At 67.7% G+C, this 25,204-nt stretch carries 21 protein-coding genes; 13 read left to right on the top strand and 8 right to left on the bottom strand.

Annotation, left to right across the window (positions count from 1 at the left end):
* Positions 1-32 precede the first annotated feature (32 nt).
* Together ACVWZ7_RS11060 and ACVWZ7_RS11055 are read right to left on the bottom strand one after the other, a co-directional pair.
* Positions 33-947, bottom strand: a complete 915-nt coding sequence (locus ACVWZ7_RS11060; protein WP_456507875.1) for a carbohydrate ABC transporter permease — start codon at positions 945-947, stop codon at positions 33-35.
* 11 nt (positions 948-958) lie between these two features.
* A complete protein-coding gene (locus ACVWZ7_RS11055) occupies positions 959-1,915 on the bottom strand; it encodes a carbohydrate ABC transporter permease (protein ID WP_456507874.1) in 957 nt (318 codons plus the stop codon).
* Positions 1,916-2,072: 157 nt separating this feature from the next.
* Between ACVWZ7_RS11055 and ACVWZ7_RS11050 the strand changes: the two genes are divergently transcribed.
* The 5 genes from ACVWZ7_RS11050 (at position 2,073) to ACVWZ7_RS11030 (ending at position 6,960) form a co-directional block, all read left to right on the top strand.
* Positions 2,073-3,338 (top strand): Gfo/Idh/MocA family protein, encoded by a 1,266-nt coding sequence (locus ACVWZ7_RS11050; protein ID WP_456507873.1) that lies wholly within the window; start codon positions 2,073-2,075, stop codon positions 3,336-3,338.
* 1 nt (position 3,339) lies between these two features.
* Positions 3,340-4,413 (top strand): LacI family DNA-binding transcriptional regulator, encoded by a 1,074-nt coding sequence (locus ACVWZ7_RS11045; protein ID WP_456507872.1) that lies wholly within the window; start codon positions 3,340-3,342, stop codon positions 4,411-4,413.
* A gap of 98 nt (positions 4,414-4,511) precedes the next feature.
* Positions 4,512-6,110, top strand: a complete 1,599-nt coding sequence (locus ACVWZ7_RS11040; protein ID WP_456507871.1) for a glycoside hydrolase family 32 protein — start codon at positions 4,512-4,514, stop codon at positions 6,108-6,110.
* A 296-nt stretch (positions 6,111-6,406) separates the two neighbouring features.
* Positions 6,407-6,586 (top strand): hypothetical protein, encoded by a 180-nt coding sequence (locus ACVWZ7_RS11035; RefSeq protein ID WP_344365062.1) that lies wholly within the window; start codon positions 6,407-6,409, stop codon positions 6,584-6,586.
* Positions 6,577-6,960 carry a hypothetical protein gene (locus ACVWZ7_RS11030; protein ID WP_456507870.1) on the top strand — a complete coding sequence of 128 codons (384 nt, stop codon included), beginning with the start codon at positions 6,577-6,579 and terminating at the stop codon, positions 6,958-6,960. Before ACVWZ7_RS11035 ends, ACVWZ7_RS11030 begins: the two co-directional genes overlap by 10 nt.
* 173 nt (positions 6,961-7,133) lie before the next feature.
* Here ACVWZ7_RS11030 and ACVWZ7_RS11025 read toward each other — a convergent pair whose 3' ends face one another.
* Positions 7,134-7,898, bottom strand: coding sequence for a GntR family transcriptional regulator (locus ACVWZ7_RS11025; RefSeq protein ID WP_344365067.1), 765 nt, complete (start codon positions 7,896-7,898; stop codon positions 7,134-7,136).
* A 107-nt stretch (positions 7,899-8,005) separates the two neighbouring features.
* On the opposite strand from ACVWZ7_RS11025, the gene ACVWZ7_RS11020 reads away from it, so the two are divergent.
* The 5 genes from ACVWZ7_RS11020 to ACVWZ7_RS11000 all read left to right on the top strand — a co-directional run bounded on the left by ACVWZ7_RS11020 (position 8,006) and on the right by ACVWZ7_RS11000 (position 14,627).
* A complete protein-coding gene (locus ACVWZ7_RS11020; protein ID WP_116766375.1) occupies positions 8,006-8,764 on the top strand; it encodes a LamB/YcsF family protein in 759 nt (252 codons plus the stop codon).
* Positions 8,765-8,905: 141 nt separating this feature from the next.
* On the top strand, positions 8,906-10,243 hold the full coding sequence (locus ACVWZ7_RS11015) for an MFS transporter (RefSeq protein WP_456507869.1): 1,338 nt from the start codon (positions 8,906-8,908) through the stop codon (positions 10,241-10,243).
* Between the two features lie 47 nt (positions 10,244-10,290).
* Positions 10,291-12,042, top strand: a complete 1,752-nt coding sequence (locus tag ACVWZ7_RS11010) for a 5-oxoprolinase subunit B/C family protein (protein ID WP_456507868.1) — start codon at positions 10,291-10,293, stop codon at positions 12,040-12,042.
* Positions 12,042-13,799: an acetyl/propionyl/methylcrotonyl-CoA carboxylase subunit alpha gene (locus ACVWZ7_RS11005; RefSeq protein WP_456507867.1), complete on the top strand. Its 1,758-nt coding sequence runs from the start codon at positions 12,042-12,044 to the stop codon at positions 13,797-13,799. The genes ACVWZ7_RS11010 and ACVWZ7_RS11005 overlap by 1 nt, the downstream gene beginning before the upstream one ends.
* An 84-nt stretch (positions 13,800-13,883) precedes the next feature.
* Complete coding sequence (locus ACVWZ7_RS11000; RefSeq protein ID WP_344365079.1) at positions 13,884-14,627, top strand: HD domain-containing protein; 744 nt, start codon at positions 13,884-13,886, stop codon at positions 14,625-14,627.
* On the opposite strand, the gene ACVWZ7_RS10995 is transcribed toward ACVWZ7_RS11000, so the two are convergent.
* Positions 14,556-15,239, bottom strand: a complete 684-nt coding sequence (locus ACVWZ7_RS10995) for an HAD family hydrolase (RefSeq protein ID WP_456507866.1) — start codon at positions 15,237-15,239, stop codon at positions 14,556-14,558. The genes ACVWZ7_RS11000 and ACVWZ7_RS10995 overlap by 72 nt on opposite strands.
* A gap of 105 nt (positions 15,240-15,344) precedes the next feature.
* Positions 15,345-16,616: a DUF1479 domain-containing protein gene (locus ACVWZ7_RS10990; RefSeq protein WP_344365085.1), complete on the bottom strand. Its 1,272-nt coding sequence runs from the start codon at positions 16,614-16,616 to the stop codon at positions 15,345-15,347.
* 310 nt (positions 16,617-16,926) lie between these two features.
* Here ACVWZ7_RS10990 and ACVWZ7_RS10985 point away from each other — a divergent pair, with 310 nt between their 5' ends.
* Positions 16,927-18,066 carry an ROK family protein gene (locus ACVWZ7_RS10985; RefSeq protein WP_456507865.1) on the top strand — a complete coding sequence of 380 codons (1,140 nt, stop codon included), beginning with the start codon at positions 16,927-16,929 and terminating at the stop codon, positions 18,064-18,066.
* Between the two features lie 86 nt (positions 18,067-18,152).
* On the opposite strand, the gene ACVWZ7_RS10980 is transcribed toward ACVWZ7_RS10985, so the two are convergent.
* Positions 18,153-19,673 carry a chlorohydrolase family protein gene (locus tag ACVWZ7_RS10980; RefSeq protein ID WP_456507864.1) on the bottom strand — a complete coding sequence of 507 codons (1,521 nt, stop codon included), beginning with the start codon at positions 19,671-19,673 and terminating at the stop codon, positions 18,153-18,155.
* Positions 19,674-19,924: 251 nt separating this feature from the next.
* Here ACVWZ7_RS10980 and ACVWZ7_RS10975 point away from each other — a divergent pair, with 251 nt between their 5' ends.
* Positions 19,925-21,295 (top strand): DUF3100 domain-containing protein, encoded by a 1,371-nt coding sequence (locus ACVWZ7_RS10975; RefSeq protein WP_456507863.1) that lies wholly within the window; start codon positions 19,925-19,927, stop codon positions 21,293-21,295.
* A 219-nt stretch (positions 21,296-21,514) separates the two neighbouring features.
* Positions 21,515-22,825 carry an MFS transporter gene (locus ACVWZ7_RS10970; RefSeq protein WP_456507862.1) on the top strand — a complete coding sequence of 437 codons (1,311 nt, stop codon included), beginning with the start codon at positions 21,515-21,517 and terminating at the stop codon, positions 22,823-22,825.
* Between the two features lie 75 nt (positions 22,826-22,900).
* On the opposite strand, the gene ACVWZ7_RS10965 is transcribed toward ACVWZ7_RS10970, so the two are convergent.
* Together ACVWZ7_RS10965 and ACVWZ7_RS10960 are read right to left on the bottom strand one after the other, a co-directional pair.
* The gene (locus ACVWZ7_RS10965) at positions 22,901-24,142 is read right to left on the bottom strand and encodes an amidohydrolase family protein (RefSeq protein ID WP_456507861.1); all 1,242 of its coding nucleotides are present in this window, start codon (positions 24,140-24,142) and stop codon (positions 22,901-22,903) included.
* Between the two features lie 23 nt (positions 24,143-24,165).
* Positions 24,166-25,197, bottom strand: a complete 1,032-nt coding sequence (locus tag ACVWZ7_RS10960; protein WP_456507860.1) for an ABC transporter ATP-binding protein — start codon at positions 25,195-25,197, stop codon at positions 24,166-24,168.
* Positions 25,198-25,204 lie beyond the last annotated feature (7 nt).

Here is a 25,204-nt window from a genome sequence, read left to right as displayed (position 1 = left end):
CGGGTGGAACGTCCAGCACAGGTTGGGGCGGGTTACTTGATTCCGGAGAATCCGATGGAGTTGACGATCTTCTTGCCGAAGGCGATGAAGAGCAGCAGGACAGGCAGGGCAGAGATGAGGGTCGCGGCCATGAGACCGGACCAGTCCGGCGCACCCTGCGGTGACTGGGATTTGAAGACGCCCAGGCCGACCGTGAGAACGCGGACGTTTTCCTGGTTTCCGACCAGCAGCGGCCAGAAGTACTCGTTCCACTGCCCGATGAAGGTCAGCAGCGCCAGGGTGGCGATCGGGGCGGCGGCGTTGGGCAGCACAATCTGGAAGAAGATGCGCAGGTGCTTGGCGCCGTCGAGCATGGCGGCCTCCTCCACTTCACGGGACATGTTCAGGAAGAACTGCCGCAGGAAGAAGATCGCGAACGGGGTCATGAAGAGGTAGGGCAGCACCATGCCGAGCATCGTGTTCAGCAGGCCGAGGTTCTTGATCAGCAGGAAGTTGGGCAGTGCGGTGAAGATCGGCGGGACCATCATGGTGGCCAGGAAGAGGCTGAACACGGCGTTCCGGCCCCGCCAGCGCAGGCGGGAGAAGGCGTAGGCGGCCATGGCGCTGAAGAAGACGGCGCCGGCGGTGGTGATCCCGGCGAAGAGGACGGTGTTGCGCAGGTAGATCCAGAAGTCGATCTTGGCTCCGGAGCCTCCCTCCGCCATGGCTTCCTGGGCGGTCTGGAGGCCGAAGACCCGCTTGTACGCGCCGAGGTTGAAGTCGGCCGGCAGCAGGTTGGACGCGTTGCTGGCCAGTGCGCTGTTGGAGGACAGCGACGTGCGCAGGACCCAGTAGAAGGGCAGTACCGAGACGGCGACGGCAAGGACCACAAGGGTCCAGGCTCCGGCGCGGCGCCAGTTGAAGCGGCGGCGGCGCCGGGCGGGGATGGCTGACGTGGCAGTAGTCATGCTGGGACTCCTTAGTCCAGGTCCGACTCGTTGCCCTTGAGGAACTTCATCTGGATGAAGGCGACCAGGGCGAGGATGACGAAGAGGATGACAGCGAGGGCCGAGCCGTAACCGAAGTCAGACTCCGTGAACGCCCGCTGGTAGATGTAGTACTGCAGGACGCGGCTGGCGTTGATCGGGCCGCCCTGGGTGGTGACGGCGACGGTGTCGAACACCTGGAACGAGCCGATGACGGTGACGACCAGGACCAGCACGACGACGGGCCGGAGCAGCGGCATGGTGATTTTCCAGAAGGTCTGGAAGGGCGAAGCGCCGTCCAGGTTGGCGACCTCATACAGGTGCTGGGGGATGGCCTGGAGACCGGCAAAGATCAGCAGGGCCGTGTAGCCCATGTGCCGCCAGGTGTTGATCAGGGCTTGGGTGGGGATGGCCCATTCCTCGCTGCCGAAGAAGGCGATGCGGGGCAGGCCGATGGCGTCGATGACGTTGTTCACGATGCCGATCTGGTAGTCCAGCAGCCAGAACCACAGGAGGGCGGCGATGACGTTCGCCATCAGGTAGGGCAGCAGCAGGCTGCCGCGGATAAAGGTCGACTTGGCGACCCGGTGCATCAGGAGGGCCAGGCCCAGGGCCAGGACGGTCTGCAGGACGATGTTGATCAGGACGTACTGGGTGGTGACGCCCAGCGCGTTCCAGAACAGCGGGTCCTTGGCGATTGCGGCGTAGTTGGCGCCGCCGATCCACTTCGGCGTTCCGAGGATGTTGTATTCGGTGAAGCTCAGGTAGAGGCCCCGGATGCTCGGCACAAGGTAGAACACCACGAAGCCGAGCATGGCCGGGGCGATGAAGAGAAGGGCGACCCTCAGGTCGCTCCGGGGTCGACGCCGGCGGCGGGGGGCGGCATCGCCTGTTCCCGTGCCGGTCGCCTTGCGGGCCGGGGCGGCTCCGCGGGCAGTTGTGGTGGTCATTTGAGGTTCCTCCGCTGTGAGGTGGATTACAACTGAGGCTTGAATCTACACGAGTAACTTTTGAATGCGCAACAGTTTCTTTCATGTTTCCGGGGTGAAACTTTCCGCTCATCATCAGGTATTGACTCGAGTAGAAACTGATGTGAAACTTGCGTGCATGACGTTCTCACTAGGCATCGTCGGCGCCGGGCAGTTCGCAGGTGCCTTCGCCAAACTCTTCGACGCCCACCCCGCAATTTCAGAAGTCCACGTCACCGACGTCCTGCCGGAACGGGCCGCGGCCCTCCGGGAGCGGCTCGGCCTCGCGGGCACTTATCCCAGTTTCGAGGCCATGCTCGACAGCGGCCTGGACGCCGTGGCGATCTTCACCCAGCGCTGGACGCACGGGCCGCTGGTCCTGCAGGCGCTCCGCGCCGGCAAGCACGTCTATTCGGCCGTGCCGATGGCTGTCAGCGAGGACGAGATCGCCCGGATCATCGAAGCCGTCCGCGAGACGGGCCTAACCTACATGATGGGAGAGACAAGCTACTACAACCCCGCCACGGTGTACGCCCGCAAGCGCCGGGCCGAGGGCGCGTTCGGCGGCATTTTCTATGCCGAGGGCGACTACGTGCACGACATGGATCTGGGCTTCTATGAGGCCTACCAGTACAGCGGCGGGGAGGACTGGAAGCGCACCGCCAGCTACCCGCCCATGTTGTACCCCACCCACTCCACCGGCGGGGTGCTGGGCGCGATCGGCGGCCACGCCGTCAGCGTCAGCTGCATTGGCGTCCCCGACGAGCGCGGCGACGGCGTCTTCGACAAAGACGTCAGCATGTTCGGCAACGATTTCTCCAACGCGACCGCACTGTTCGAACTCTCCACCGGCGGGTCCATGCGCATCAACGAGATGCGCCGCGTCGGCTACCCCTCCCACCTGCGCGAAAGCCGCTTCCGCTACTTCGGCACCGACGCCAGCTTCGAGCAGCTGGCCCTAGTCAGCGTGTGGCAGGACAAGGAATCCGTGACCGACGTCAGTGCGGAACTGGCCACACACGCCACGCTCGACGCCGACGATCCGGCGCTGGCCGGCGTCGCACCCGCCCTGCGGGACGCCTTCACCTCCGGAATGGCCGCCGTGCACGACGCCGGCCGGCTGCCCGCCGAATTCCGCGGGCTGCACAACGGGCACGAGGGCAGCCACCACTTCCTGGTGGACGACTTCGCCACCGCCGTCGATACCGGGACGCTCCCGCCTGTCAACGCCTGGGAGGCAGCCCGCTACACCCTCCCGGGGATAGTGGCGCACGAGTCCGCCCTCCGCGGCGGGGAGCGGCTGCCCGTGCCGGACCACGGCGACGCCCCGGCCCGGCTGCCCACGCACGGACCTGTTGGAGAGGCGTCTGACGGGGAAGGCATTGCCGGGGAAGCCCGGCGGTAGCATGGTCACTGTGCCACACTCGCCAGCTTCCGCCAGGCCCACGATCACCCGCAAAGACGTGGCCAGGCTGGCCGGCGTCAGCACCGCCGTCGTAAGCTATGTGGTTAACGGCGGACCCAAGCGGGTCTCCCCGGTGACTGCCGCCAAGGTGCGCGAGGCCATCAGCGCCCTCGGATACCGGCCGAACGCCGCGGCGCGGGCACTCAAATTGGGCTCCAGCGAGATGCTCGGCATGGTGGTCCCGGATACGACCAACCCCTTCTTCGCCACTCTGGCCCGCGCCGTGGAGGAAGCCGCGGCGGCGCGCGGCTACGCCCTGCTGCTGGCCAACTCGGGCGGATCGGCGGCCAACGAGCGCCGCCAGGTCAGGAACCTCGCCAGCCGCCGCGTGGACGGGGTCTTCCTCTCCAGCGTGCTGTTCGAACCAGACCTGACCGAACTCGAGCATTCCGAGATCCCCGCCGTGCTGCTCAACCACAGCAGCGAGGTGCCGGGCTTCAACTCGGTGGGAGTGGAGCTGCTTGAAGGCTCCCGGCGTGCCGTCGAGCACCTGGTGGGCCACGGCCACCGCAACATCGCGCTGGTCATGGGTATGAACTCCGGCAACGATCTGGATGCCCGCGAGGTCGGGTGGCAGCAGGGCCTCGCGGAAGCCGGACTCCCGGAAGGGCCCATTCTGCGCTGCGACTTCGACCGGCAGGGCGGCTACCGGGCCGGGCAGCGGCTGCTCGCCTCCCCGGACCGGCCCACCGCCGTTTTTGTCAGCTCCGACCTCCAAGCGGTCGGGCTGCTGCGCGCCGTGTCCGAGGCCGGCCTGCGGGTCCCAGAGGACCTGGCGGTCTTCTCCTTCGACGGCTCGGCCGAGGCGGAGTACAGCTGGCCGCCGCTGAGCACGGTCGTGCAGCCAGTCCAGGCCATGGCCGAGGCCGCCGTCGAAGCGCTCATCGACTTCGACGGCGTGTCTCCAACCCGGAACAGGATCTTCCCCGTGGACCTGGTCCTCCGGGCCTCCTGCGGCTGCGTGCCCGTGCCCGCGGCGGCCGCTCCGGGTCTGCCTGCCAGGCCTGCCAGCTAAGGTTCCCGCCCGCACGTCCTCCCGTTCTCCGTACCGTTCCCCGTTCCACATGCCGGGCGCGTTGATGAGCCGCGCCCTGCCGAACCCCAGAGGTCCACATGAATGTCCCCCCATCTGCTGTTGTTTCTGCTGTGCCGGAAGCGGCCGCGTCCCTGCCGCTATCCTCCGACCCGTTCCGGCCCGAGTGGCACTACTCCGCCGGCAAGAACTGGCTCAACGATCCCAACGGGCTGATCCACCTGAACGGCACGTACCACCTCTTCTACCAGCACAACCCCTCCGGAGACGCCTGGGGGAACATGTCCTGGGGTCACGCGACATCGGCGGATCTCCTGCACTGGGAAGAACAGCCGGTCGCCATTTCCTGCGACGGGAACGAGGCGATATTCTCGGGCTCCGTGGTGCTCGACCCGGACAACACCAGCGGCTTCGGCACCCCCGGGAAGCCGCCGCTGGTGGCGGTCTACACCAGCGCATACACCGACGCTTCGCCGCTGCGCGGGCGGCAGGCCCAGTCTTTGGCCTACAGCCTGGACCGGGGGCAGACCTGGACCAAGTACGTCGGCAACCCCGTCCTGGACCGCACTTCCGCCAACTTCCGCGACCCCAAGGTGTTCCGCTACGACGGCCCCGCGGGAAGCTACTGGGTGATGGCCGCGGTGGAGGCCACGGACTGTGTGGTGGTCCTCTACCGGTCGGCGAACCTGAAGGACTGGGAATACTTGAGCAGCTTTGGCCCCGCGAACGCCACCTGCGGCGACTGGGAATGCCCCGATCTCTTTCCCCTCGCGGTGGACGGCGACCCGGCCGACACCAAATGGGTCCTGGTGGTCAACCTCAATCCGGGCGGCATTGCCGGCGGCTCGGGCGCCCAGTACTTTGTGGGCACGTTCGACGGCGTGCACTTCCGTTCGGAGACCACGGTCACCGAGGGCCTCCAGCCGGACGGAAGCCGGATGCCGGACTATGCCTGGCTCGACCGGGGACGGGACTACTACGCGGCCGTTTCGTTCAATGACGCCCCCGGCGGCCGCCGGATCATGATCGGCTGGATGAACAACTGGGACTACGCGGGCAAGACACCAACCAAGGGCTGGCGCGGCGCCATGTCCCTGGCGCGGGAAGTCACCCTGACACGGCTGCCCTCCGGCGGTGTCGTCCTGCGGCAGGCGGCAGTCGATCCCTTCGACGGACTGGACGGCGCCCCGGACGTCCACCGGATCTCCCTGGGTTCCCGGGAACTGCACCCCGGAACCGTGGACCTACTAGCGCCGGATTCGGACGCCGCCGTCGGGGACGCTGTATCGACCGCCGCTTCAGCCGCCGCGCGCATCGACGTCGAGATTGAGCCCGGAACCGCCGCCAGAGTGGGTCTCCTGCTCCGGACGGGCGGCGCCGAGCGGACCGTACTGGCCTACGACACCGCCACGTCCAGGCTGTCCCTGGACCGTCGGGAGTCCGGCGCCGTGGAATTCCACGAGGACTTCGCGTCGGTAGAAGACGCTCACGTGCCTCTCGACGCCGGGCGGCTGCGCCTTCAGGTGCACCTGGACGCCTGCTCGGTGGAGGTCTTCGCCCAAGACGGCCTGGCCGTCCTCACGGACCTCGTCTTCCCGGCGGAATCCAGCACCGGAATGGCGCTGTTCGCGGAGGGCCACGGGGCGAGGGTACGGACGCTGGACATCCGGCGCCGCTAGGCTCGCGTGCCGTTGAACTCTCCGGGGACCGCCGCGGAGATTCCCCACCTTCAACGGCGCGACGCCGCCAAGTGCCGGCGGTTCGGCGCAACACGCCGGCCGGATCCCGCAAACATGGGGAAACCCCGACGCCGTTTGCCCGACACTAAGGCCACAGCCGCCACCGGCATTTTCTGGTAGCCGATTTTCCTCCTGCTCCGGGGTCCGCCGCGATTACGGAAAGGTCAACCGGAGGGAATCCCGCGGGCGTAACCTGTGCGAATCTGCAAGACCGTATTTAATGGAGGTGCGGCACAATGATGGACAAGCAGCCCTTGGAAAATCGGCCCTGGCACAAGGCTCCGGCGGTGGGGGTCGGCGTAGAAGACCGGCAAAGCGCGGTGGCCCGGGAAACTGAGCGCATCATGCGGGAGGCCAAAGGTGACCGGCTGGCGGCCACAAAATCATCCTCGACAAGCTCCTGGAAATGGGCCTGATCACCGAATCCGAACTGCCGGTACCGGCCGGGATCTGTGACGAAGGATTCGCTGCCACATCCGGGAAGAAGGACGCATCTGCCGCGTACCACGAGGTCCGGAAAACCTACGACGAAATGCTCCTGAAGCCCGGCGCCAGCCCCGTAGCGCTGGCGTTCGCGTCGGCGTCGGCCGGCTCCTACGTGGCCACGGACGGCACCGACAGCGGCGGCGGAACCACCGTGGTCTACAAGAAGTCCGGGGGCAACTGGCAGGAGACACTCGCGGGGGCCGGAGCCGCGATCGGCGGCATCCTCGGCGGGCCGGCCGGGGCCGGACTGGGTACGGTCATCGGCGGCGTTGCCGGCAAGATCGTGGACGAGTGCCTGTCCTGACCGCGGGCGTGAGGCTAACCGGCGCCACCGACTGAATGCCCTGACCGGGTCCATGACGCGGAGATTTTCCGACGACACCCAAAGTTTCCACCGATGCCGGAATCCAGGTGTCGGTAGGAATATTGCGCGTCGCAGGGCCGACTGAGCGTCGCCGGGCTGTCCTGACCGGCCGCTCAGTCCCCGTGGACGGCGGCCTGGCGCTCCTCGGAACGGTCCAGGTAGGCCAGCAACAGGTCCCCGGCACGGTCCAGGTCGCCGGCTTCCAGGGCCGCGCAAATTTCCTCGTTGTCCGGTAGGTAACCCCGGTAGAAGTGCGCATCCAGAGTGGCCTTGTGGAAGAAGAGCCGCATCTCGGCCAGGACCTGGGCCATGATCGTGTCCAGCCGGCGGCTCTCTGCCAGGGCCACGATCGCGCCGTGGAAGTGCTGGTTGGCGTTGCCCAAGGCCTCTTCGTCGCCGGCAGCGGCCGCGGCTTTGCCCTCCTCGACGGCCGCGCGGATCGCTGCCACGCGCTCGGGGCTGCCCCCGCCGCGGATTGCGCTCACCTCGACGGCGCGGCGCACCGTGTAGACGTCGTGGATGTCCCCGGCCTCCAGGCTGGCCACGAAGACGCCCCGGTTCGGGTGGCGGACCACCAAGCGCTCGGCCGCCAGTTCAGCGAAAGCCTCGCGGACGGTGTTACGGGAGACGCCCAGATCCTCCGCGATGGTCGATTCCGTGAGCCGGGCTCCCGGCAGAAGCAGCCCCTCCGCCAGTTGCAGGCGGAGTTCAGCCGCTACGCGGTCCGCCACGGACGGCACCGCCACGCGCAGCCGTGCCGCCGCACCCAGGGCAGCCCCTGCCGCGGCCTCGCGCTTCTTATCCGCCGCGGCGCCGGCGCCCGCCCCGCTTCGAGGCGTGGCGGGAAGGACTCGGGATCCTGCTTCGGAGCTGGTCATACTCCAGAATTTACACGATCGTCACATCGTTGGATTGAAGAATCGTTGAACAATCCGAACTTTTGGTGCATCCTAGATAGGGGCCCAATCATGAGATGAGGATCACAATGGGAACGATCGACCTGAACAGCGACGTCGGCGAGTCGTACGGGCGGTGGACGCTGGGGGACGATATGGCGATGTTTCGCTCCGTCTCCAGCGCCAACGTGGCGTGCGGATTCCACGCCGGCGACCCCAGCGTGATCCGCCTGACCTGCCGCGAGGCCGTTGCTGCAGGCGTCATGATCGGAGCGCACGTCGGCTACCGCGACCTCGCAGGTTTCGGCCGCCGATTCCTGGACATCGATCCCGGCGAACTGGCGGACGACGTCGTCTACCAGATCGGCGCGCTGCAGGCCCTGGCAGCGGCAGAAGGCGGCAAGGTGGCCTACGTGAAGCCGCACGGCGGCCTCTACAACGCGATCGTGGCGCACACCGCGCAGGCGCGCGCCGTCGTCGAGGCCGTGAAATCGGTGGACCCGAACCTGCCGATCTTGGGCCTCCCGGGCTCGGAGGTGCTGCGCCTGGCCGAGGCCGCCGGTCTCCGGGCCGTCACTGAAGCCTTCGCCGACCGGGCTTACAACCCGGACGGCACGCTCGTCTCCCGCACGCTCCCCGGTGCGGTCCTGCACGACCACACGGAGGTCACGGAGCATGTCCTCCGGATGGCCACCGATTCCGCCGTCCGCACGATTGACGGCTCCATCCTGAAGATCCGTGCGGAGAGCATCTGCGTGCACGGAGACTCCCCGGGAGCCGTCACCATGGCCGCGGCCGTCCGCGAGGCGCTCAACGCCGCCGGAATCACCACCGCCGCATTCGTCTAGGACAGCTCCCGGAAGGCAAGGCACCCGTCCGGGACGACGCTCACAGCATCGCAGCACCTCAGCATCACACCGGATCCACCCGGTTCCCCCCGACCCCACACCACGCAACAGGCAGCACCCCGCACACCTGGAGGAAAAATCATGACCACACCGCAGCAGGCCACCCCGGCCGCCAGCAAGAGGAAGCTGCCGCCCGGCGCCATCAAGGCCTACATCGCGAGCCTCACCGGCACGTCGCTGGAATACTACGACTTCGCGATCTACTCGGTGGCGTCGGCACTGATCTTCCCGAAGATCTTCTTTCCCGTGGGCGATGAGCTGGTCGGCCTGCTGCTGTCCTTCTCCACGTTCGCGGTCGGCTACCTCGCCCGCCCCATCGGCGGCGTGATCTTCGGCCGGCTCGGCGACAAGATCGGCCGCAAGCATGTCCTGGTGGTCACCCTCATGCTGATCGGCGTCGCCACCGTACTCATCGGCGTGCTGCCCGGCTACGCGGCCATCGGCGTCGCTGCCCCGGCGATCCTGGTCCTGTTGCGCCTGGCGCAGGGTATCGGCGTCGGCGGCGAATGGGGCGGGGCCGTCCTGCTCTCCAGCGAATTCGGCAATGCCAGGAAGCGCGGCTTCTGGTCCTCGGCCGCCCAGATCGGGCCGCCCGCCGGCAACCTGATGGCCAACGGCGTCCTGGCCCTCCTCGCGGCAACCCTCAGCACCGAGGCCTTCCTCTCCTGGGGCTGGCGCGTGGCCTTCCTCGCCTCCGCCCTCCTAGTGGTCTTCGGCCTCCTGATCCGGCTCAAGCTCGAGGAAACTCCCGTCTTCAAGGCCATCCAGGCCCACGGCGAGGCACCCAAGGCCCCCATCAAGGAGGTCTTCACCAAAGAACCCCGCGCCCTCGTGGCCGCCGCCCTGTCCCGGATCTGCCCCGACGTGCTCTACTCCCTGTTCACGGTGTTCGTGGCCCTCTACGCCACCAAACAGCTGGGCATGACCACCGGCAACGTCCTCGGCGCCATCCTGATCGGCTCCGCCTTCCAGCTGTTCCTGATCCCCGCCGCCGGTGCCCTCACGGACCGCTTCAACCGCCGCCTCGTCTACGGCATCGCGACGGTCGCAACCGCCCTGTACATCCCGCTGTTCTTCCTCATGATCCAGGGCAAGTCCGTGCTCATGCTGACCATCGGCGTCGTGATCGGGCTGGCGCTTCACGCCTTCATGTACGGCCCGCAGGCCGCCTTCATCACCGAGCAGTTCCCGGCCCGCCTGCGCTACGCCGGCAGCTCGCTGGCCTACACCCTTGCCGGTGTGATCGGCGGCGCCGTGGCGCCCCTGATCTTCACCGCACTCTTCGCCGCGACCGGCAACTGGTACCTGATCGCCGGCTACCTGGCCGTTGCCGCCGTTGTAACCGTGATCGGCCTGGCCATCGGCCGGAACCCGCAGACCCAGGAGGAAGAGCGGCTCCTGCAGGTAGCCCACGCCTGAGCGGCGCGGATCCTTTCAGGAAAACGGTGGCGATGATGGAGACAGCAATGGAAACCCTGGCAGTTCAGAACGACGCAGTTCAGCAGGGCACGGTTCACAAGGTCCGCTCCGTGCGGGCGGTGGGCACCCGTGCCGTCCTGGCCGAGCTCTCCGGCACCCAGGACGTCCTTGCCCTGCAGGCACTCCTCCTCGAGACGCCGCTGCCGGGCCAGCAGGACATCCTGGCCGCCGCCGAGACCGTCCTGGTCAAAGCCGATTCCCCGGCCTCGGCCCGGCGGATCGCCGCCCGGCTGCTGCAGCTCGACCTCACCGCCACCGCGCAGCGCGGCGGCGAGCTGGTGGTCATCGACACCGTGTACGACGGCGAGGACCTCGCCGAAGTCGGCCGGCTCACCGGTCTGGGAGCCGAGGGCGTGATCGCCGCCCATTCCGGCCAGGTCTGGACCGTCGCTTTCGCCGGCTTCGCACCCGGCTTCGGCTACATGGTGGGGGAGAACGGGCAGCTGGAAGTGCCCCGCCGCAGCTCGCCCCGCACCGCTGTCCCTGCGGGCTCCGTGGCGCTGGCCGGCAACTATTCGGCTGTGTACCCGCGCCGCTCCCCGGGCGGCTGGCAGCTGATCGGCCGCACCAACGCCCGGATGTGGGACCTGGACCGGGAGCAGCCCGCCCTGGCCGCCCCCGGCCACCGGGTGCAGTTCCGCCCCGTCCGGGATGCAGTCGCGCTTGCAGCAGAGCCGGACGCTGAGCCAGTCGCGGAGCCAGCCGCCGAGTCCGCCGCCGAGTCCGCCGCCGGGCCGGCCCCGGAGCCCGCCATGGAAATTTCCGGATCCGTGCCGGAACCCGCCGTTATGCAGGGCATCACCGCCGGACTCCGGATCGTGTCGCCGGGCCTGCAGAGCCTCGTCCAGGACCTCGGCCGGCACGGCCACTCGGGCCTCGGCGTCTCCGCCGCCGGAGCGCTGGACCGGGCCTCGCTGCGCCGGGCCAACCGCCTCGTCGGGAACGCGCCGTCGGCCGCCGCCATCGAGACCGTCGCCGGCGGCCTCAAAGTCCAGGCCGCCGGGGACCAGGTCCTCGCCGTCACCGGGGCGCCAGCGGAACTGAGCATCGAGTCGGCGCCGGACAGCGCCGGGGAGACCTGGCACCGCACCGCGCCGATGGCCACCCCCTTCGCGCTGCTCGACGGCGAAACGCTCAGCCTCGGTGCCCCGCAGAGCGGATTCCGCAGCTACCTCGCTGTCCGCGGCGGAGTGGGCGTCTCCCCGGTGCTGGGCAGCCGCTCCACGGACACCATGTCCGGAATCGGCCCCGCACCCCTGACCGCGGGGCAGCTCCTTGCCGCCGGCGGCGAGGCCGAGTCCGGCGTCGTCGGGCACCCCGAGCTGCAGCCGGACTACCCGGGCACCGGGGTGACCGTCCTCGACGTCGTCCCCGGCCCGCGCGCCGACTGGTTCGGCCAGGCCGCTCTGGACTCTTTCACCGGCCAGGAGTGGGAGGTGAAGCCGCAGTCCAACCGCGTCGGCATGCGGCTGGACGGGACGCCGCTGCAGCGCACCCGTCAAGGCGAGCTGCCCAGCGAAGGCACCGTGGCGGGCGCCCTCCAGATCCCGCCGGAGGGGCTGCCCGTTCTGTTCCTCGCCGACCACCCGATCACTGGCGGCTACCCGGTGATCGCCGTGGTGGTCGACTCCCAGTTGGACCTCGCCGCGCAGGTCCCCATCGGCGGGAAGATCCGCTTCCGCTGGGCCGAATCCAGCACCCTCGAACACAACACCACCGAAAAAGAAGTGAGTAACTGATGCGCAAGGTCCTGATCGCCAACCGTGGAGAAATCGCGGTCCGCATAGCCCGGGCCTGCGATGACGCGCAGCTGGCGTCCGTCGCCGTGTACGCCGACATCGACGCCGATGCCCTGCACGTCTCCGCCGCGGATGAGGCCTTCAGCCTGAACGGCAACTCGCCCGCGGACACCTACCTGAACATCCCCAAGCTCCTCGCCGTGGCCGCCGAGTCCGGAGCGGACGCCGTCCACCCCGGCTACGGCTTCCTCTCCGAGAACGCCGACTTCGCCCAGGCCGTCCTGGACGGCGGGCTGACCTGGATCGGCCCCAGCCCGGAGGCGATCCGGCTGCTCGGCAACAAGATCACGGCCCGCGACGCCGCGGTCCGGGCCGGCGCGCCGCTGGTCGCCGGCAGCGACGGTCCCGTGGACACGGCCGCCGAGGCCCGCGCCTTCGCCGAACAGCACGGCCTGCCGATCGCCATCAAGGCCGCCTTCGGCGGCGGCGGACGCGGCATGAAGGTGGTCCGGGTCCTCGACGAGGTCGAGGAAGCCTTCGACTCCGCCGTCCGTGAGGCGATCGCCGCGTTCGGCCGCGGAGAGTGCTTCGTCGAGCGCTACTTGGACCGCCCCCGCCACGTCGAGGCGCAGGTCCTGGCGGACGCGCACGGCAACGTGGTCGTTGTCGGAACCCGCGACTGCTCCCTCCAGCGCCGGCACCAGAAGCTCCTCGAGGAGGCTCCCGCACCGTTCCTCAGCGCGGAGCAGACCACGCTGATCTACGACGCCGCCAAGGCCGTCTGCCGGGAGGCTGGCTACTCCGGCGCCGGCACGGTGGAATTCCTGGTCGCGGCCGACGGAACGGTGGCGTTCCTCGAGGTCAACACGCGCCTTCAGGTGGAGCACCCCATCACCGAGGAAACCACCGGAATCGACCTCGTCCAGGAACAGTTCCGGATCGCCGCGGGGGAGCCGCTGCGCCTGACCGAGGACCCGGCACCGCGCGGCCACGCCTTCGAATTCCGGCTCAACGCCGAGGACGTGGGCCGCGGCTTCCTGCCCTCGCCCGGCACCATCGGCGAGTTCGCCGGCCCCACCGGCCCGGGCATCCGGCTGGACACCGGGGTCCGCTCCGGCTCCTTCGTGGCGCCGCAGTTCGACTCCCTGCTCGCAAAGCTGATCGTCACGGGAGCGGACCGCCAGCAGGCTCTGCGCCGCGCCCGCCGCGCCCTCGCCGAGATGCGCATCACCGGCGTCGCCACCGTGCTGCCCTTTCACCGGGCCGTGCTCGCGTCCCCGGACTTCACCTCCGAGGACGAGCTGGGCATCCACACCCGCTGGATCGAAACCGACTTCGCGGACAGTGTCTCCATCTCGGCCGATCCCGATTACAACACCACCGCGCCCGACGGCGAACGCCGCACCATCACCGTCGAGGTGGACGGCCGCCGTCTGGCCGTCGGGCTTCCGGCCGACCTCTTGGACGGCTGGGCACGCTCCGGAGGCCCGGCACCTGCCGGTTTGGCGGTAGTGTCCGACGGCGGTACGGCCGCCGCTGCCGACCCGGGGGAACTGCGTGCCGACATGGCCGGCACCGTGGTGAAGTGGCTGGTCGAACCGGGCGGCGAGGTTGCGACCGGGGACCCGGTGGTTGTCCTTGAAGCCATGAAGATGGAAACCCAGGTTTCCGCGCACCGGGACGGGACCGTCACCGACGTCCGCACCGAAGCCGGTGGAGTGGTCACGGCCGGAGCGGTCCTGGCGCTGATCGGCTAGTTCGTTTCTTGGAGTACAGGGGCCGTTTCCGCCCAGCGGAAACGGCCCCTTGCCCTGCGTGCCGCGGGCGGGCACGCTGGCTGGATGACCAAACTGCAGCCTGCTGCCAACATGTCCGGCCTTGACGTCTCGGCGGGGATCGAGGCGCAGCCGGACGGCGTGATCGCCCTGGATCCGGAGTTGTCGGCCCTTTGGGAGCTAGCGGCGCCGTTCCTGACGGTGCGCGACAACGACGCCCATACGCTCTACGCGGTGGGGCTGGCCCGCGCGCTGCTGGATGGGCACCCGGAAGCGGATGCCGCCGTCGTCCTTCCCGCGATCATGCTGCACGATATCGGCTGGTCGCAGGTGCCGCCGGCGGAAGTCCTCCAGGCGATCGCGCCCGGAGGCGGGAGACCGGACCTGGTGCTGCTGCACGAAAAGGAGGGTGCCCGGCTCGCCGCCGGGATCCTCGCCGCGGCCGGGTACGATGCCGGTAAAGTGCCGGCCATCCTGGACATCATCGACGGCCACGACTCCCGGCGCGAGGCGCTCTCGATCGAGGACGCGATCGTCAAGGACGCGGACAAGACCTGGCGGCTCAGCCCGCACGGCATCGACACCGTGATGGACTGGTTCGGACTCGACCGCGGCCAGGCCATGCGCCTGTGCAGCCAGCGCGTCCACGGACACCTGTTCACGGCAGAGGCGCAGGGCATGGCCCGGGCGTTGTCGGCGCTGGAATCGGTGACGCTGTGGCCGCAGCGTCAGGCGCTGCTAACGGCGCAGCGCGGGCCGGAGGAGGCGAAGATCATCGAGGGTAATCCCGGTGAGGGTCTCCCGGGTTGACCGGAACGGGCCGTCGGGGACAGGCGCAAGATGTGGGATGACCAGGACTGTCATGCCGGCGGCCACGGCGCTGGCCGCCCCGGTGTCCGTGTCCTCGATGGCGAGGCAGTCTCGGGGGCGGATTCCCAAGGATGCCGCGGCCGTGAGGTATGCCTCGGGGTGCGGTTTGCCGTGGGTGACGTCATCACCGGCCACGACCTTGAGGAAGGCGTCGGGACCGGCGCTTTGGGCGATGTATCCGGCGACCGGCCGGAACGCCTGGGTGACCAGTGCGCAGGGGATCCGGGCCTGAGCGAGGCGTGCGAGGAGCTCCTGCGCTCCGGGCCGCCAGGGGATCCGGTCGCGGATGGTGTCCAGGACCTGGTGGACGAGCCGGTCGATGAGCTCCGGTCCAGCCAGGGGGACTCCGCGGTTGCGCATCTCGGCCGCGGACACCGGCAGGGGTTTGCCCACGAAGAAGGCGGCATCGGCGTCGCTCCAGGGCACGTGGTATTCGGCGGCGAGATCGGCGCGGGCCTGGATCCAGAACGGCTCCGTGTCCACGAGCGTGCCGTCCATGTCCCAGAGCACCGCTGCGGGGTATCCGGTTCTGTTGTCCTGGATCTCAGGCACTGCTGTCCTTCCGTGGGTGGGTCGCGGTGGGGCTGGCTGGTGGCCCTGTCGGCGCCGGCGCGGTGGTCTAGGGACCGGTGCGCCGGCGCCGACCGGGCGGCGCGGCTAAACGCCTAGCCCGAGCGCCCGCCTGCCGATGGGGTTGAGGTCGTTCTCGGGGAACCGGTTATCCCAGTCGGTTTCGTAGTGCTCCTCGGGAAAGTCCCGCGGTGAGCGTCCGGCTTTGAAGTCCTCTGCCACGACGGCGGCGTACCGGGTGTTCTTCTCGCACTGGGGGGCTGCCGGGATGTACATGACGTTGCCCCATCCTTGTTGGTCCTGCACGGGGGCGACGGCGTGGATCACGTCGCAATGCCACCACACCGAGTCGCCGGCCTGTACGTCGGGGATGGACGAGAGCGCGCGCATCAGCAGAGGGTGCCACTGCTCGCTGATCGGCAGGACGCGCCGTGGGCTGACGCCGCACAACTCGTCCTCCGGCACATCATCCAGCAGCGGACGAAGCAGGATGTAGGCCATCGCTTCGGGGATAGGGACCGTCTGCAGCACGCCCTGATCGTTGTTCATGTCGGACAACGCCGTCCAGCCCTGGAAGGTGCGGAAGGCCGAGCACATCGTGGATCCGCCCTCGTACTCGTCGACTTCGGTGCGGTAGGCGGCATCCCAGGGGTCGTACTTCTCCGGTTCGCCGTCGAACACGAGCCGGAACACCCGCTGGTAGGCCGGCAGGAGCCACCGTTCCAGGGCGCCGGAGTCGGTATGCGGGCCCAGGCCGCTCGAATCGGCGCCCGGCGGGCGGCGGCGGATCCGGTCCGGGTACATCGAGTCCTGGTCAGGGTCGAACCAGGACCGCCCCTCCGATTCGAAAGTCCAGCGGCGGTTCAGGAATGACTGCACGGCCGCCATCCGCGGGTCCTGCCGCGCCTCCATCTGGGGGCGGGACCAATAGATCGGGTAGATCTCCGGGCGGGAGGCGGACAGGGTGCCGAAGAAGTCGTCGCCCGGGCCGCGGTACTTGGCATCGAAGTCATTGCTCTCCACGTAGTCCACGAGCTGCCGGTCCCATCCCAGCGCGGTCTCGCGCGGGAAGTGACCGCGCACGACGGCGCAGCCGCGCCGCTTCAGCGCGGCCAGCTGGGCCTCGCTGACCTGACCGGATTCGATGTCCCTAAAGCTGATAACCGGCCAGACCTCCTCGCCGCGGGCCCGGATGGCCTCGATTTCCTCGACCTGTACCCGGATGCGGTCCTCGAGCCGGCGGAAGACTCCTTCGACATCGCCGATCCGGTCGCGCAGTTCGCGTTTGAGGGCGCGGATCTGGCCCGGGACATCAGCGGGGACCTGAGGGGCTTGGTGGACTGTGTCCTGTTCGCTCATTTTCATCGTTCCTTCTGTCGTCATTCCTAGACTGCGGTTTCTTGCATCGGGCACTTCGATGTAAGGGGGAAGCCTGCCGTCCGAGGGCACTGTCCGTGACACATCCCTGGGAGCTCGTGACCCCGGACTTCGCGAAGGCCTAGCTCGCGGCGGCGGTCACCGGCGCCGGGGAGATCGGCCGGGATCTGAGGGGTGGCGGGCGTCGGTTCCACAGCAATTCCTCCTATAGTAAAGAATCCTAACTAATTCCTTTTTCCAGTGTAGGGCACTCCGTTACGATGGGGAAGACCCCTATCGGAGGACCCCTGCCTTGACCCGTTCCCCGCACTCCCTGGCCCCGGCTGCATCGACGCCGCAGGCATTGGCCACGGTCACTGACCGGCGATTCTTCGAACATCTCCGCCGCAACGGGCCCAGCTCCCGGGCGGCCATCGCAGCGGCCGCCGGATTGTCTAAGCCCACCGCCTCCGAGGCGGCCACCCGGCTGACGGAAGCCGGGCTGATAAGTGAGACGGGCCAGTCGGCCGGGCCGCGCGGCCGCACCGCGGCGATCTACGACATCGCCCCCGGCTACGGACATGCTCTCGCCGTCGCGGTGGCCACCGGCCGCGCCCAGCTCCGCGCCACTGATCTGCGCGGCAGCGTCGTGGGTGATTACCAGGTCTCGTCGGGAACGCCGCAGACCCGGGATCAGCTCGAGTCCGCCCTCTCCGGCCTGTTCGCCGAGTACCGGCGCGATGTTTCCACACCGTGCCTGGCCGCCGGCATCTCCCAGGCCAACCCCGTCGAGGCCGCCGGACAGGCCGTGCTGAGCCTGCCGAACGCGCCCTTCCCCGAAGGGCAGTGGAACCTGAGCGAACGTTTTCTCGGCGACTGCCGGGGGCCGGTCCGGGTTGACAACGACGTCAACTGGGCGGCCCTGGCGGAGCGCGAGTCCGGAGCGATGCGCGGCGTCGAGGACTTCCTGATGGTCTATGTCGGTGCCGGCATCGGTGCGTCCCTCGTCATGGGCGGCGACGTGCGCCGCGGCTCACACGGCATCGCGGGAGAGATCGCCTATCTGCGGCAGAATGGACGGACGCTGATGGAGCGTCTGCTCGATCTCGGGATCACCACGGCCGGCGGGCTTTCCCTGGACATGGACCGTTACCGCGGCCTCTTTACGGAACAGCCTGACTCCCCGGCGGCCGACGACTTCCTCGAACTGCTGGGCGAAGCCATCGGCAACACGGCCACCCTAAGCGACCCCGCGGCCGTCGTGCTGAGCGGGCCGCTGGTGGACTGCCCGGCGTTTGTGGACCGTTTGCGCGTCATCCTGGTGCCGCACCTGCTGGATCCCTCAACACTGGTGACCGTCAGCGATCTCGGCACAGAAGGGCCCCTGGCCGGGGCCTCGTTGCATGCCCGTGACGCGGCCGTGGAAGGAATCTGGGCCGAATACCGCCGGTGATCCGCCGGTCCGAATCGCGGCACGGTGCCCCGTCCCGGATGGCTGACAGATGAACGGATACCGGCGTTGAGTTCACGCGAAATAGACTATTGGTCGATGACCAGCTGGATCTGCCTCGCTTCAGGAAAAGTAGGAGGAAACAGCTGCTCGGGCGTTCGGTGTTCACTGTCGCGCTCCGAGTACGCTTCCTTCATCTTCTCGAAGAGCCGTTGGGCCTCCGCTCGCAGGCCCGGGATATCGATGCCCGGGATGACGCCGTCGCTCATGATCAGGCGCCCTGCGACGACGGAATGGGTGGCCTGCCGGGCTGTTCCGTTGAGCAGGAGGGTTCGAACCGGGTCGTCCAGGACTCCGTCCCTGATGTCGTCAAGGGAGAACGCAACGAGGTCGGCCTGGGCTCCCGCTTCCAGTTTCCCCAGGTCCGGGCGGTCCAGGGCGCGGGCGCCGCCAAGGGTTGCCGCTTCAAAGTAGTGCTCCGCCGGAGCTGCGTCGGGCCTGTGGTCAAGAAGCTTGGCCAGGTGCACGCCCGTGTCCATGCCCCGGATGAGGTCCGGTGGGAAGGAGTCCGTTCCGAGACACAGGTTGACGCCGGCCTCCCGGAAGGCGGCGAACGAGTCGAGGGCCATGCCGTATCTGAAGGACGTGAGCGGACAATGGATGATGGAGATGTTGGCCTCCGCCAGAGTCTGAAGATCACCCAGGTCGGTGCCATCCACGAGCGGGTTGCGGTCCACGAAGATCCCGTGCGGGATGAGAAGGCGCTCAGCCAGCAGCCCTGTCTGCTTCAGGAGCTGGAGGGGGGTCAGCCCGTGCCAGCGCTGCAGCAGCTCCCGCTCCAGGGCCCCCTGAAGGCAGTGCAACCGCACAAGCGCGTGCCGTTCGCGAGCGATTTCAGCCGTTGCGCGCAGAAGTTCCGCGGTAAGCGTTTCAATCCTGCACGGCAACAGAACACCGTTGATCAGGGGGTCCGCCAGGTCCTCCGCGTAGTCCAGGAACCGGACGGCATCGGCAAGCCCGGCACGCCCCTGCTCCTCATCGAATGCGACGTCGCGCTCCTCATCAGCACGGAGAACATTGACACCGGAACGGTAGGCAGGGCCAAGGTATCCCCGCAGCCCGATCTGGCGGGAGGCATCGGCCATACCGGCAAGCTCTTCGAAGCTTTCCGCCCAGGCGGAATGGATCTCGGATGCTATGGGCATATACGTCGTAACGCCGTGCAGGGCCAGCTGCACCAAAGCATATTTCCGGATGGTCTGGCGTTCCTGCGCTGTAAAGACGTCCGCGCGGCGGTTGTGGAAGTAATCTTCGGACCATTGCAGGCCGTTGGCCCGGTCCGTGGAAGCCCACGAATCGATCAGCAGGTGATCGATGTCGGTGAGGGCATCGAGATCGATCAGGCCCGGTGTGATGAGGGACCGGCCAAGTTCGAATGACTGGTCCGTCGGACCCTCGTAGTTCGGTCCGACATAGACGATGCGAGTGTCCTCAAAGACGACGTCGCCGTCGCGGATGAGTACGTGCTGACCGGATTCATGCCCGAGCACGAATTCCGCGCTGAATTTGGTGCGCAAACCAACCTCCGATTCGATGATGGGGGCGGCCACTCAGCGGACCGCACAAATCAAACCATACTCATTTTGGTATACCACCGCCAAGGGCCATCGAGGTTTTCGGGAGACCGCCCTTCCTCAGAACCTCTAAAAACTAGTCTTTGAAAGTGATTTACATCTCGCCGGCCCTGACCTATTCTATTTTGGTATACAAACCGGTTTGTGAGCTTGACACGACACGTTCCCCTGACCCAGCGACCGCCTAGTACGGGTGGCAGGTCTTTCCCCAAAGGACAGTTACTCCCATGGCCTCAGAAGCCCAGCTCATCAACCAATCCGCCCCGGTCTCGGATCAACAGATCACGCGCCGACACTGGTGGACGGTGGTAACCGTGTCACTGCTTGTTTCGGTGGCGGCCGTCCTGATTGGCACGTACAAGTTCCAGCTGGGGCCCGCGCCAGTGGTCCTCTTCCCCATCATCTGGGCCGTGGTCCTCGGCGGGATCCTCGGCACGCAGCGAATCCGTCGTGTCTCCGGGGCAAGCCGGGCCGTTGCAACGCTGCTCCTGGAGATTGGGATCATTCTCTTCCTTGCCCGGCTCGGCACGCAGATCGGACCCTCGCTCGCCAAAGTCACTGAGACTGGTCCAGCCATCCTTCTTCAGGAAGTAGGGCACATCTTCGGCACCGTCATACTGGCGCTGCCGATTGCCGTGGCCATGGGGTTGGGCCGGGTGGCGGTCGGAGCCACGTGGTCAATCGACCGCGAATCCTTCCTCGCCTTCGCCATACAGCGCTTCGGAGTCCGTTCCGGAGAGTACCGGGGCGTCTTCTCCGTGTGGTTGCTCGGCAGCCTCTTTGGTGCTGTGTTCATCTCCCTGCTCGCTGGATTCCTCGGCGGACTGAACATCTTCGATCCCCGCGCACTGGCCCTGGGGCTGGGACTCGGCTCGGCGTCGATGATGCTCGGGGGCGTCGGGGCGCTGTCTCTGCTCTATCCGGATCAGGCCGGCGAAATCATGGCGCTGGCCGCGTTGTCCAACCTCGTCACGAACATCGTTGGCTTCTATGCGGGGGTCTTCCTGTCCCTGCCGCTGTGCCGGCGGCTCTACACCTTCTGGAGCCGGCTCTTCGGAAAGGACGACGACGGCAGGTCCACCCGCGGGGCACGCAGCAAGCCGGAGCTGCCTGGCGCAACGCAGCCTGCCGCCCCGGTCGCAGTGGAGGTGGATCCCACGCTCAAGGTGACGCCGCGGATCACCATTCTCGCCTTTGCCATCGCCGGTGCCTCGGCCCTGGTCATGAACGTCGTCGGGACAAAGAACTTCGCCTGGAATGACGCGGCGGGCGTGATCGTCCTGCTGCTGCTGACGGGCCTGTCATTCCGTCTGGCCCGGTTGCTGCCGTCGGTGCCGTCAAGCGTGTGGGTGCTGACCATCACAACGGTGCTTTCGGCGCCGTCCCTGCCCACTTCGGGGCTCATCGCCGGGCTGACCCAACATCTGGACGTGATTCTCATCGGGCTGCCTGCGCTGACGCTGATCGGGCTCACCGTCGGGCGGGACATCAAAGCGCTGAAGTCCCTGAGCTGGAAGATCATCGTGGTCGCCCTCGTGACGTACAGTGCATCCTTCATTGCGGCGGCCGCCTTGGGACAGATGGCTCTCGGGCGGTAACGGATCCGGCGCGGAACCTCCGGAAAACAGGAAACAGTGTGGCGTGGAAGGGGCGACGGCGGAAACCGCCGTCGCCCCTGGCGCGCCTTCCGCAGGGGCTCGATGGTATTCCAAAAGGCCTTTTCGGGCGCAGGCAGTGCCACGAGAATCCGTATCCCGGCGCACGAACCTTAATCCCAAGGTATTCTTGGTATACCAAATACTTGTCAGGAGACGACTGTGGAAGAAACCCCCCAAGCGCCCTGGGAGCGGCCCCGGACGCCTGCGGCTTCAAAGATCGCATGGACCCTCATTGCCTTGAGCCTCGTTTCCATCAACCTTCGGCCGGCGATTACGACCGTCGCCGGATCCATGGGCCAGCTGGAACAGGGGCTCGGGATAGCTCCCCAGACGATTCCGCTCCTGGCGGCGCTTCCGGTGCTTGCTTTTGGGATTTCCGCCCCGTGCGGGCCATGGCTCGCACGGCGCGTGGGTGCAGGGAGGGCTGTCGCTCTTGCGATGCTGATGCTGGCCGTTGCACTGGCGGCCCGCGTGCTGCTGCCGGCCCTTATGCTCCCCGGAACCTTCCTTGCGGGGATGGCCATCATGACGGCGAGCGTGCTGTTGCCCCAGATCGTCAAGGCCAATCAGGGAACCGGCTGGTGGACGGGGCTGTGCAGCATGGGCTTCGGTCTCGGAGCGGCACTGGGAGCAGGGCTGGTCCAGCCGCTGCAGCACGTATTGGGCGGAAGCCTGCCGGGGGCTCTGGCCCTGTGGGCTGTTCCTGCTGTGCTGGGGGCAGTACTGATCCTCCGGCACGGCGGCATGCGGACAGGACCCGTGGCGCCGGGGTCCTGTCCGCCTGCCCGTGCCGTCGAGCCCGGCAGCTCGACTGCTGACCCGGAGGCGCGGCCCCGTGCCGCCCGCGCATTGCGGCAGCAGGCAACTGCCTGGGCGGTGACCGCATTCTTTGGTCTCCAGGCGCTGCTGTATTTCGCGGTTACTTCGTGGCTGACGGTCTTCCTCGTGTCGAAGGGCCTCACGGCTGGCGATGCTGCGGCGCTCCTTGCCTGGTTCAGCGTGGCCGGCCTTCCGGCCAGCCTGCTGGCACCCGTGCTGGCCAGCCGGCCGGCGGTTCTCAAGATCATGGCGCCCGGCTTGGGGGTGCTCGTGGCGGCCGCGTTGCTCGGGGTGCTGGCGGGCCCGGCCGAGCTGCAGTTCCTGCTGGTGGGTGTCCTGGGGGTTGTCCAGAGCGCGGGATTCGGGCTTGCCATTGCGCTCGTGGTGCTCCGATCGACAGGGCCCCAAACCGCCGGGAAACTCTCGGCGATGAGCCAGGGCCTGGGTTTCGCCCTCGCCTCGCTGGGGCCTTTGGGGGTGGCCCTGCTTCACGATGTGACCGGCGGCTGGGGGGCTGCGTTCTGGGCCTTGGCAGGAGTTGCCATGCTGCTGGCGCTGGCGGGATACTTCGCGGTGAACGGACGCATCGCGTCCGTCGAGGAGGGAACTGTGCCCGCCGGAGAGGTGCGGCCGGCCGGCGTCGGAAGCTGACCAAGATGTACGGCCGGCAATAGGAAAAGTGGCAGGTCCCTCAAACGAGGGGCCCTGCCACTTCTTGTTGCGGGGCTAAGGAACCAACTGCAGCTGGTCCGCCACGACGCGGCCACGGTGGATCACGGTGCGGTCGGTGCCCCTGTCCATGACGGCGGAGGCCACCGTTTCGCCGTCGACCAGCAGCAGCTCGGCGGGATCGCCGGCCTCGAGGCCCGGCCGGTGCGCGGTGCCTTTCAGCCGGGTGGCGGCCGGATTCAGAACGCTGGCGCCGCCTACGGTGGCGATCGCCAGGCAGTGTTCGATCAGCTCGTCCCGGCGGAATCCGTGCGTGAACGCGAGCTGCCAGGTGCGGTCCAGCATGTCGGTATTGCCGTAGGGGGACCAGTAGTCGCGCTGGCCGTCCTCGCCGAGACCGACGCGGACGCCGGCCTCGGCCAGCAGCGGGAGCGGGAGCTGGCCGGATACCGCCGGGGCCACCGAGGCCATCGAAACGTCCAGCTCCGCGAACTCCTCGATGAGCCGGTGCGTGGTGGCGTCGGAGACGCTGCCCAGCTGGTAGGCGTGGGACATGGTGACCTTGCCCTGCATCCCCAGGGCGCGGGTGCGCTCAAGGACCAGGTCCGTGCTGAAGACGCCGAGTTCGCCCGGTTCGTGGAGGTGGATGTCGATAGGGACCTGGTACTTCTCGGCCAGGCCGAAAACGATGTCCAGATGCCGGGCGGGGTCCCGGTCCAGGCTGCACGGATCAATGCCGCCCATGACATTGGCCCCCGCCCTGAGGGCCTCCTCCATGAGGGGTACGGTGCCGTCCTCGAGCAGGAGGCCTGCCTGCGGGAAGGCGATGATGTCGACGTCGGCCTGGTCCTTGAACTGTTCCTTGGCCGCCAGGACGGCTTCGAACCGTTCCAGCCGGCAGTCCACGTCGACTTGGGCGTAGGAGCGGACCCGGGTGGTGCCGCGCGCGATCATTCGGCCGAGTGTGTTGTTGACACGGTCCTGAAGAGGGACCTCGGCGAGGCGCCAGTTCTCCCGGTCGTTCATCATCATGGTCCAGACGCCGGGACCGCCGGTGTGTTCGCGGAACGGCAGTCCGATGCGGGTCGAGTCCAGATGCACGTGGACATCCGAGAAGGACGGGAGCAGCAACCGGCCGCGGCCCTCCACGACCGTGACAGCCTCGCCCAGGGTGCCGGTCGAGTCCGACGGCGTTCGAGCCGGGTTATGCGGTTCAATGCCGGCGATCTTGCCGTCCTTGAGCAGGACGTCGCTCAGCGCCTGTCCCCAGGGACGGACGGCGCGGATCAGGGTAGTCAATGTAATGCTCCTTTGTGTTGGGACTATTGGACACCGGCGGGGGAGGCTGCTGCCAGACCCTCGTGGTGGCAGGCCGGGGCGGCGAGGCCGGCCGGCGAGGGAATGTCGCTGATACAGAGCTGCTGCCGGCTTTCGGGCAGCGTGCCGAACAGCGGGCAGCGCGTGCGAAAGACACAACCGCTGGGTGGGTTGGCCGGTGACGGGAGATCTCCACGGAGCCGGATCTTCACCTGTCGCCGAGCTGCGCGAGGATCGGGCAGCGGCACCGCGGACAGGAGCGCCTGCGTGTAGGGGTGCCGGGGAAGGCGGAACAGTTCCTCGCGGGGACCCTGTTCGACAACCTTGCCGAGATACATGACGGCCACTTGGTGGGAGATGTGCCGGACGACGGAGAGATCGTGGGCGATGAAGATATAGGCGACGCCGGTGTCGCGCTGGATCTCCTGGAGCAGGTTTACTACCTGCGCCTGGACGGAGACGTCCAGGGCGGACACCGGTTCATCACACACGATTACCGAGGGGTTCAACGAAATGGCCCGGGCGATGCCCACCCGCTGGCGCTGGCCGCCGGAGAACTCATGCGGAAAGCGGTTGTAGTGTTCGGGCTTGAGGCCCACCTGTTCCATGAGTTCTTTGACGCGGTTCTTCAGTCCTGCGGGCGGATTGATCTTCTGCGCCACCATCGGCGCGGCGATCGCGGTGCCGACCGTCTGCCTCGGGTTGAGTGACGCGAACGGGTCCTGGAAGATCATCTGGACCTTGCGTCGGAAGTTGTACAGATCCGCACCGCGCAGCTGGCTGATGTCCACGCCGTCGACGACGATCCGCCCGCCGGTGGGATCCAGCAGGCGGGCGACCATGCGGCCCGTCGTGGACTTACCGCATCCGGACTCACCTACAAGTCCGAGCGTCTGGCCTCGGTCGAGACTGAACGAGACGCCGTCGACGGCCTTGACGGTTTTGGCTGTGCGGCCGCCGCTGGGGGAGAAGAGCCCGCCCTTGACGGGGAAATGCTTTTGAAGGTTCTCCACCTGGAGAATTGGCTGCCTGTCCATGGCGGGT

The organism is Arthrobacter sp. TE12232 (genome assembly GCF_054062615.1).
The sequence above is the reverse complement of the archived record's forward strand: the minus strand, read 5'-3'. Positions and strand labels throughout refer to the sequence as shown.

Bases quoted from the DNA above. Each gene is read 5' to 3' on its own strand.
- ACVWZ7_RS11060 (WP_456507875.1), bottom strand. From the start codon at position 947: ATGACTACTGCCACGTCAGCCATCCCCGCCCGGCGCCGCCGCCGCTTC.
- ACVWZ7_RS11055 (WP_456507874.1), bottom strand. From the start codon at position 1,915: ATGACCACCACAACTGCCCGCGGAGCCGCCCCGGCCCGCAAGGCGACC.
- ACVWZ7_RS11050 (WP_456507873.1), top strand. From the start codon at position 2,073: ATGACGTTCTCACTAGGCATCGTCGGCGCCGGGCAGTTCGCAGGTGCC.
- ACVWZ7_RS11045 (WP_456507872.1), top strand. From the start codon at position 3,340: ATGGTCACTGTGCCACACTCGCCAGCTTCCGCCAGGCCCACGATCACC.
- ACVWZ7_RS11040 (WP_456507871.1), top strand. From the start codon at position 4,512: ATGAATGTCCCCCCATCTGCTGTTGTTTCTGCTGTGCCGGAAGCGGCC.
- ACVWZ7_RS11035 (WP_344365062.1), top strand. From the start codon at position 6,407: ATGATGGACAAGCAGCCCTTGGAAAATCGGCCCTGGCACAAGGCTCCG.
- ACVWZ7_RS11030 (WP_456507870.1), top strand. From the start codon at position 6,577: ATGGGCCTGATCACCGAATCCGAACTGCCGGTACCGGCCGGGATCTGT.
- ACVWZ7_RS11025 (WP_344365067.1), bottom strand. From the start codon at position 7,898: ATGACCAGCTCCGAAGCAGGATCCCGAGTCCTTCCCGCCACGCCTCGA.
- ACVWZ7_RS11020 (WP_116766375.1), top strand. From the start codon at position 8,006: ATGGGAACGATCGACCTGAACAGCGACGTCGGCGAGTCGTACGGGCGG.
- ACVWZ7_RS11015 (WP_456507869.1), top strand. From the start codon at position 8,906: ATGACCACACCGCAGCAGGCCACCCCGGCCGCCAGCAAGAGGAAGCTG.
- ACVWZ7_RS11010 (WP_456507868.1), top strand. From the start codon at position 10,291: ATGGAAACCCTGGCAGTTCAGAACGACGCAGTTCAGCAGGGCACGGTT.
- ACVWZ7_RS11005 (WP_456507867.1), top strand. From the start codon at position 12,042: ATGCGCAAGGTCCTGATCGCCAACCGTGGAGAAATCGCGGTCCGCATA.
- ACVWZ7_RS11000 (WP_344365079.1), top strand. From the start codon at position 13,884: ATGACCAAACTGCAGCCTGCTGCCAACATGTCCGGCCTTGACGTCTCG.
- ACVWZ7_RS10990 (WP_344365085.1), bottom strand. From the start codon at position 16,616: ATGAGCGAACAGGACACAGTCCACCAAGCCCCTCAGGTCCCCGCTGAT.
- ACVWZ7_RS10975 (WP_456507863.1), top strand. From the start codon at position 19,925: ATGGCCTCAGAAGCCCAGCTCATCAACCAATCCGCCCCGGTCTCGGAT.
- ACVWZ7_RS10960 (WP_456507860.1), bottom strand. From the start codon at position 25,197: ATGGACAGGCAGCCAATTCTCCAGGTGGAGAACCTTCAAAAGCATTTC.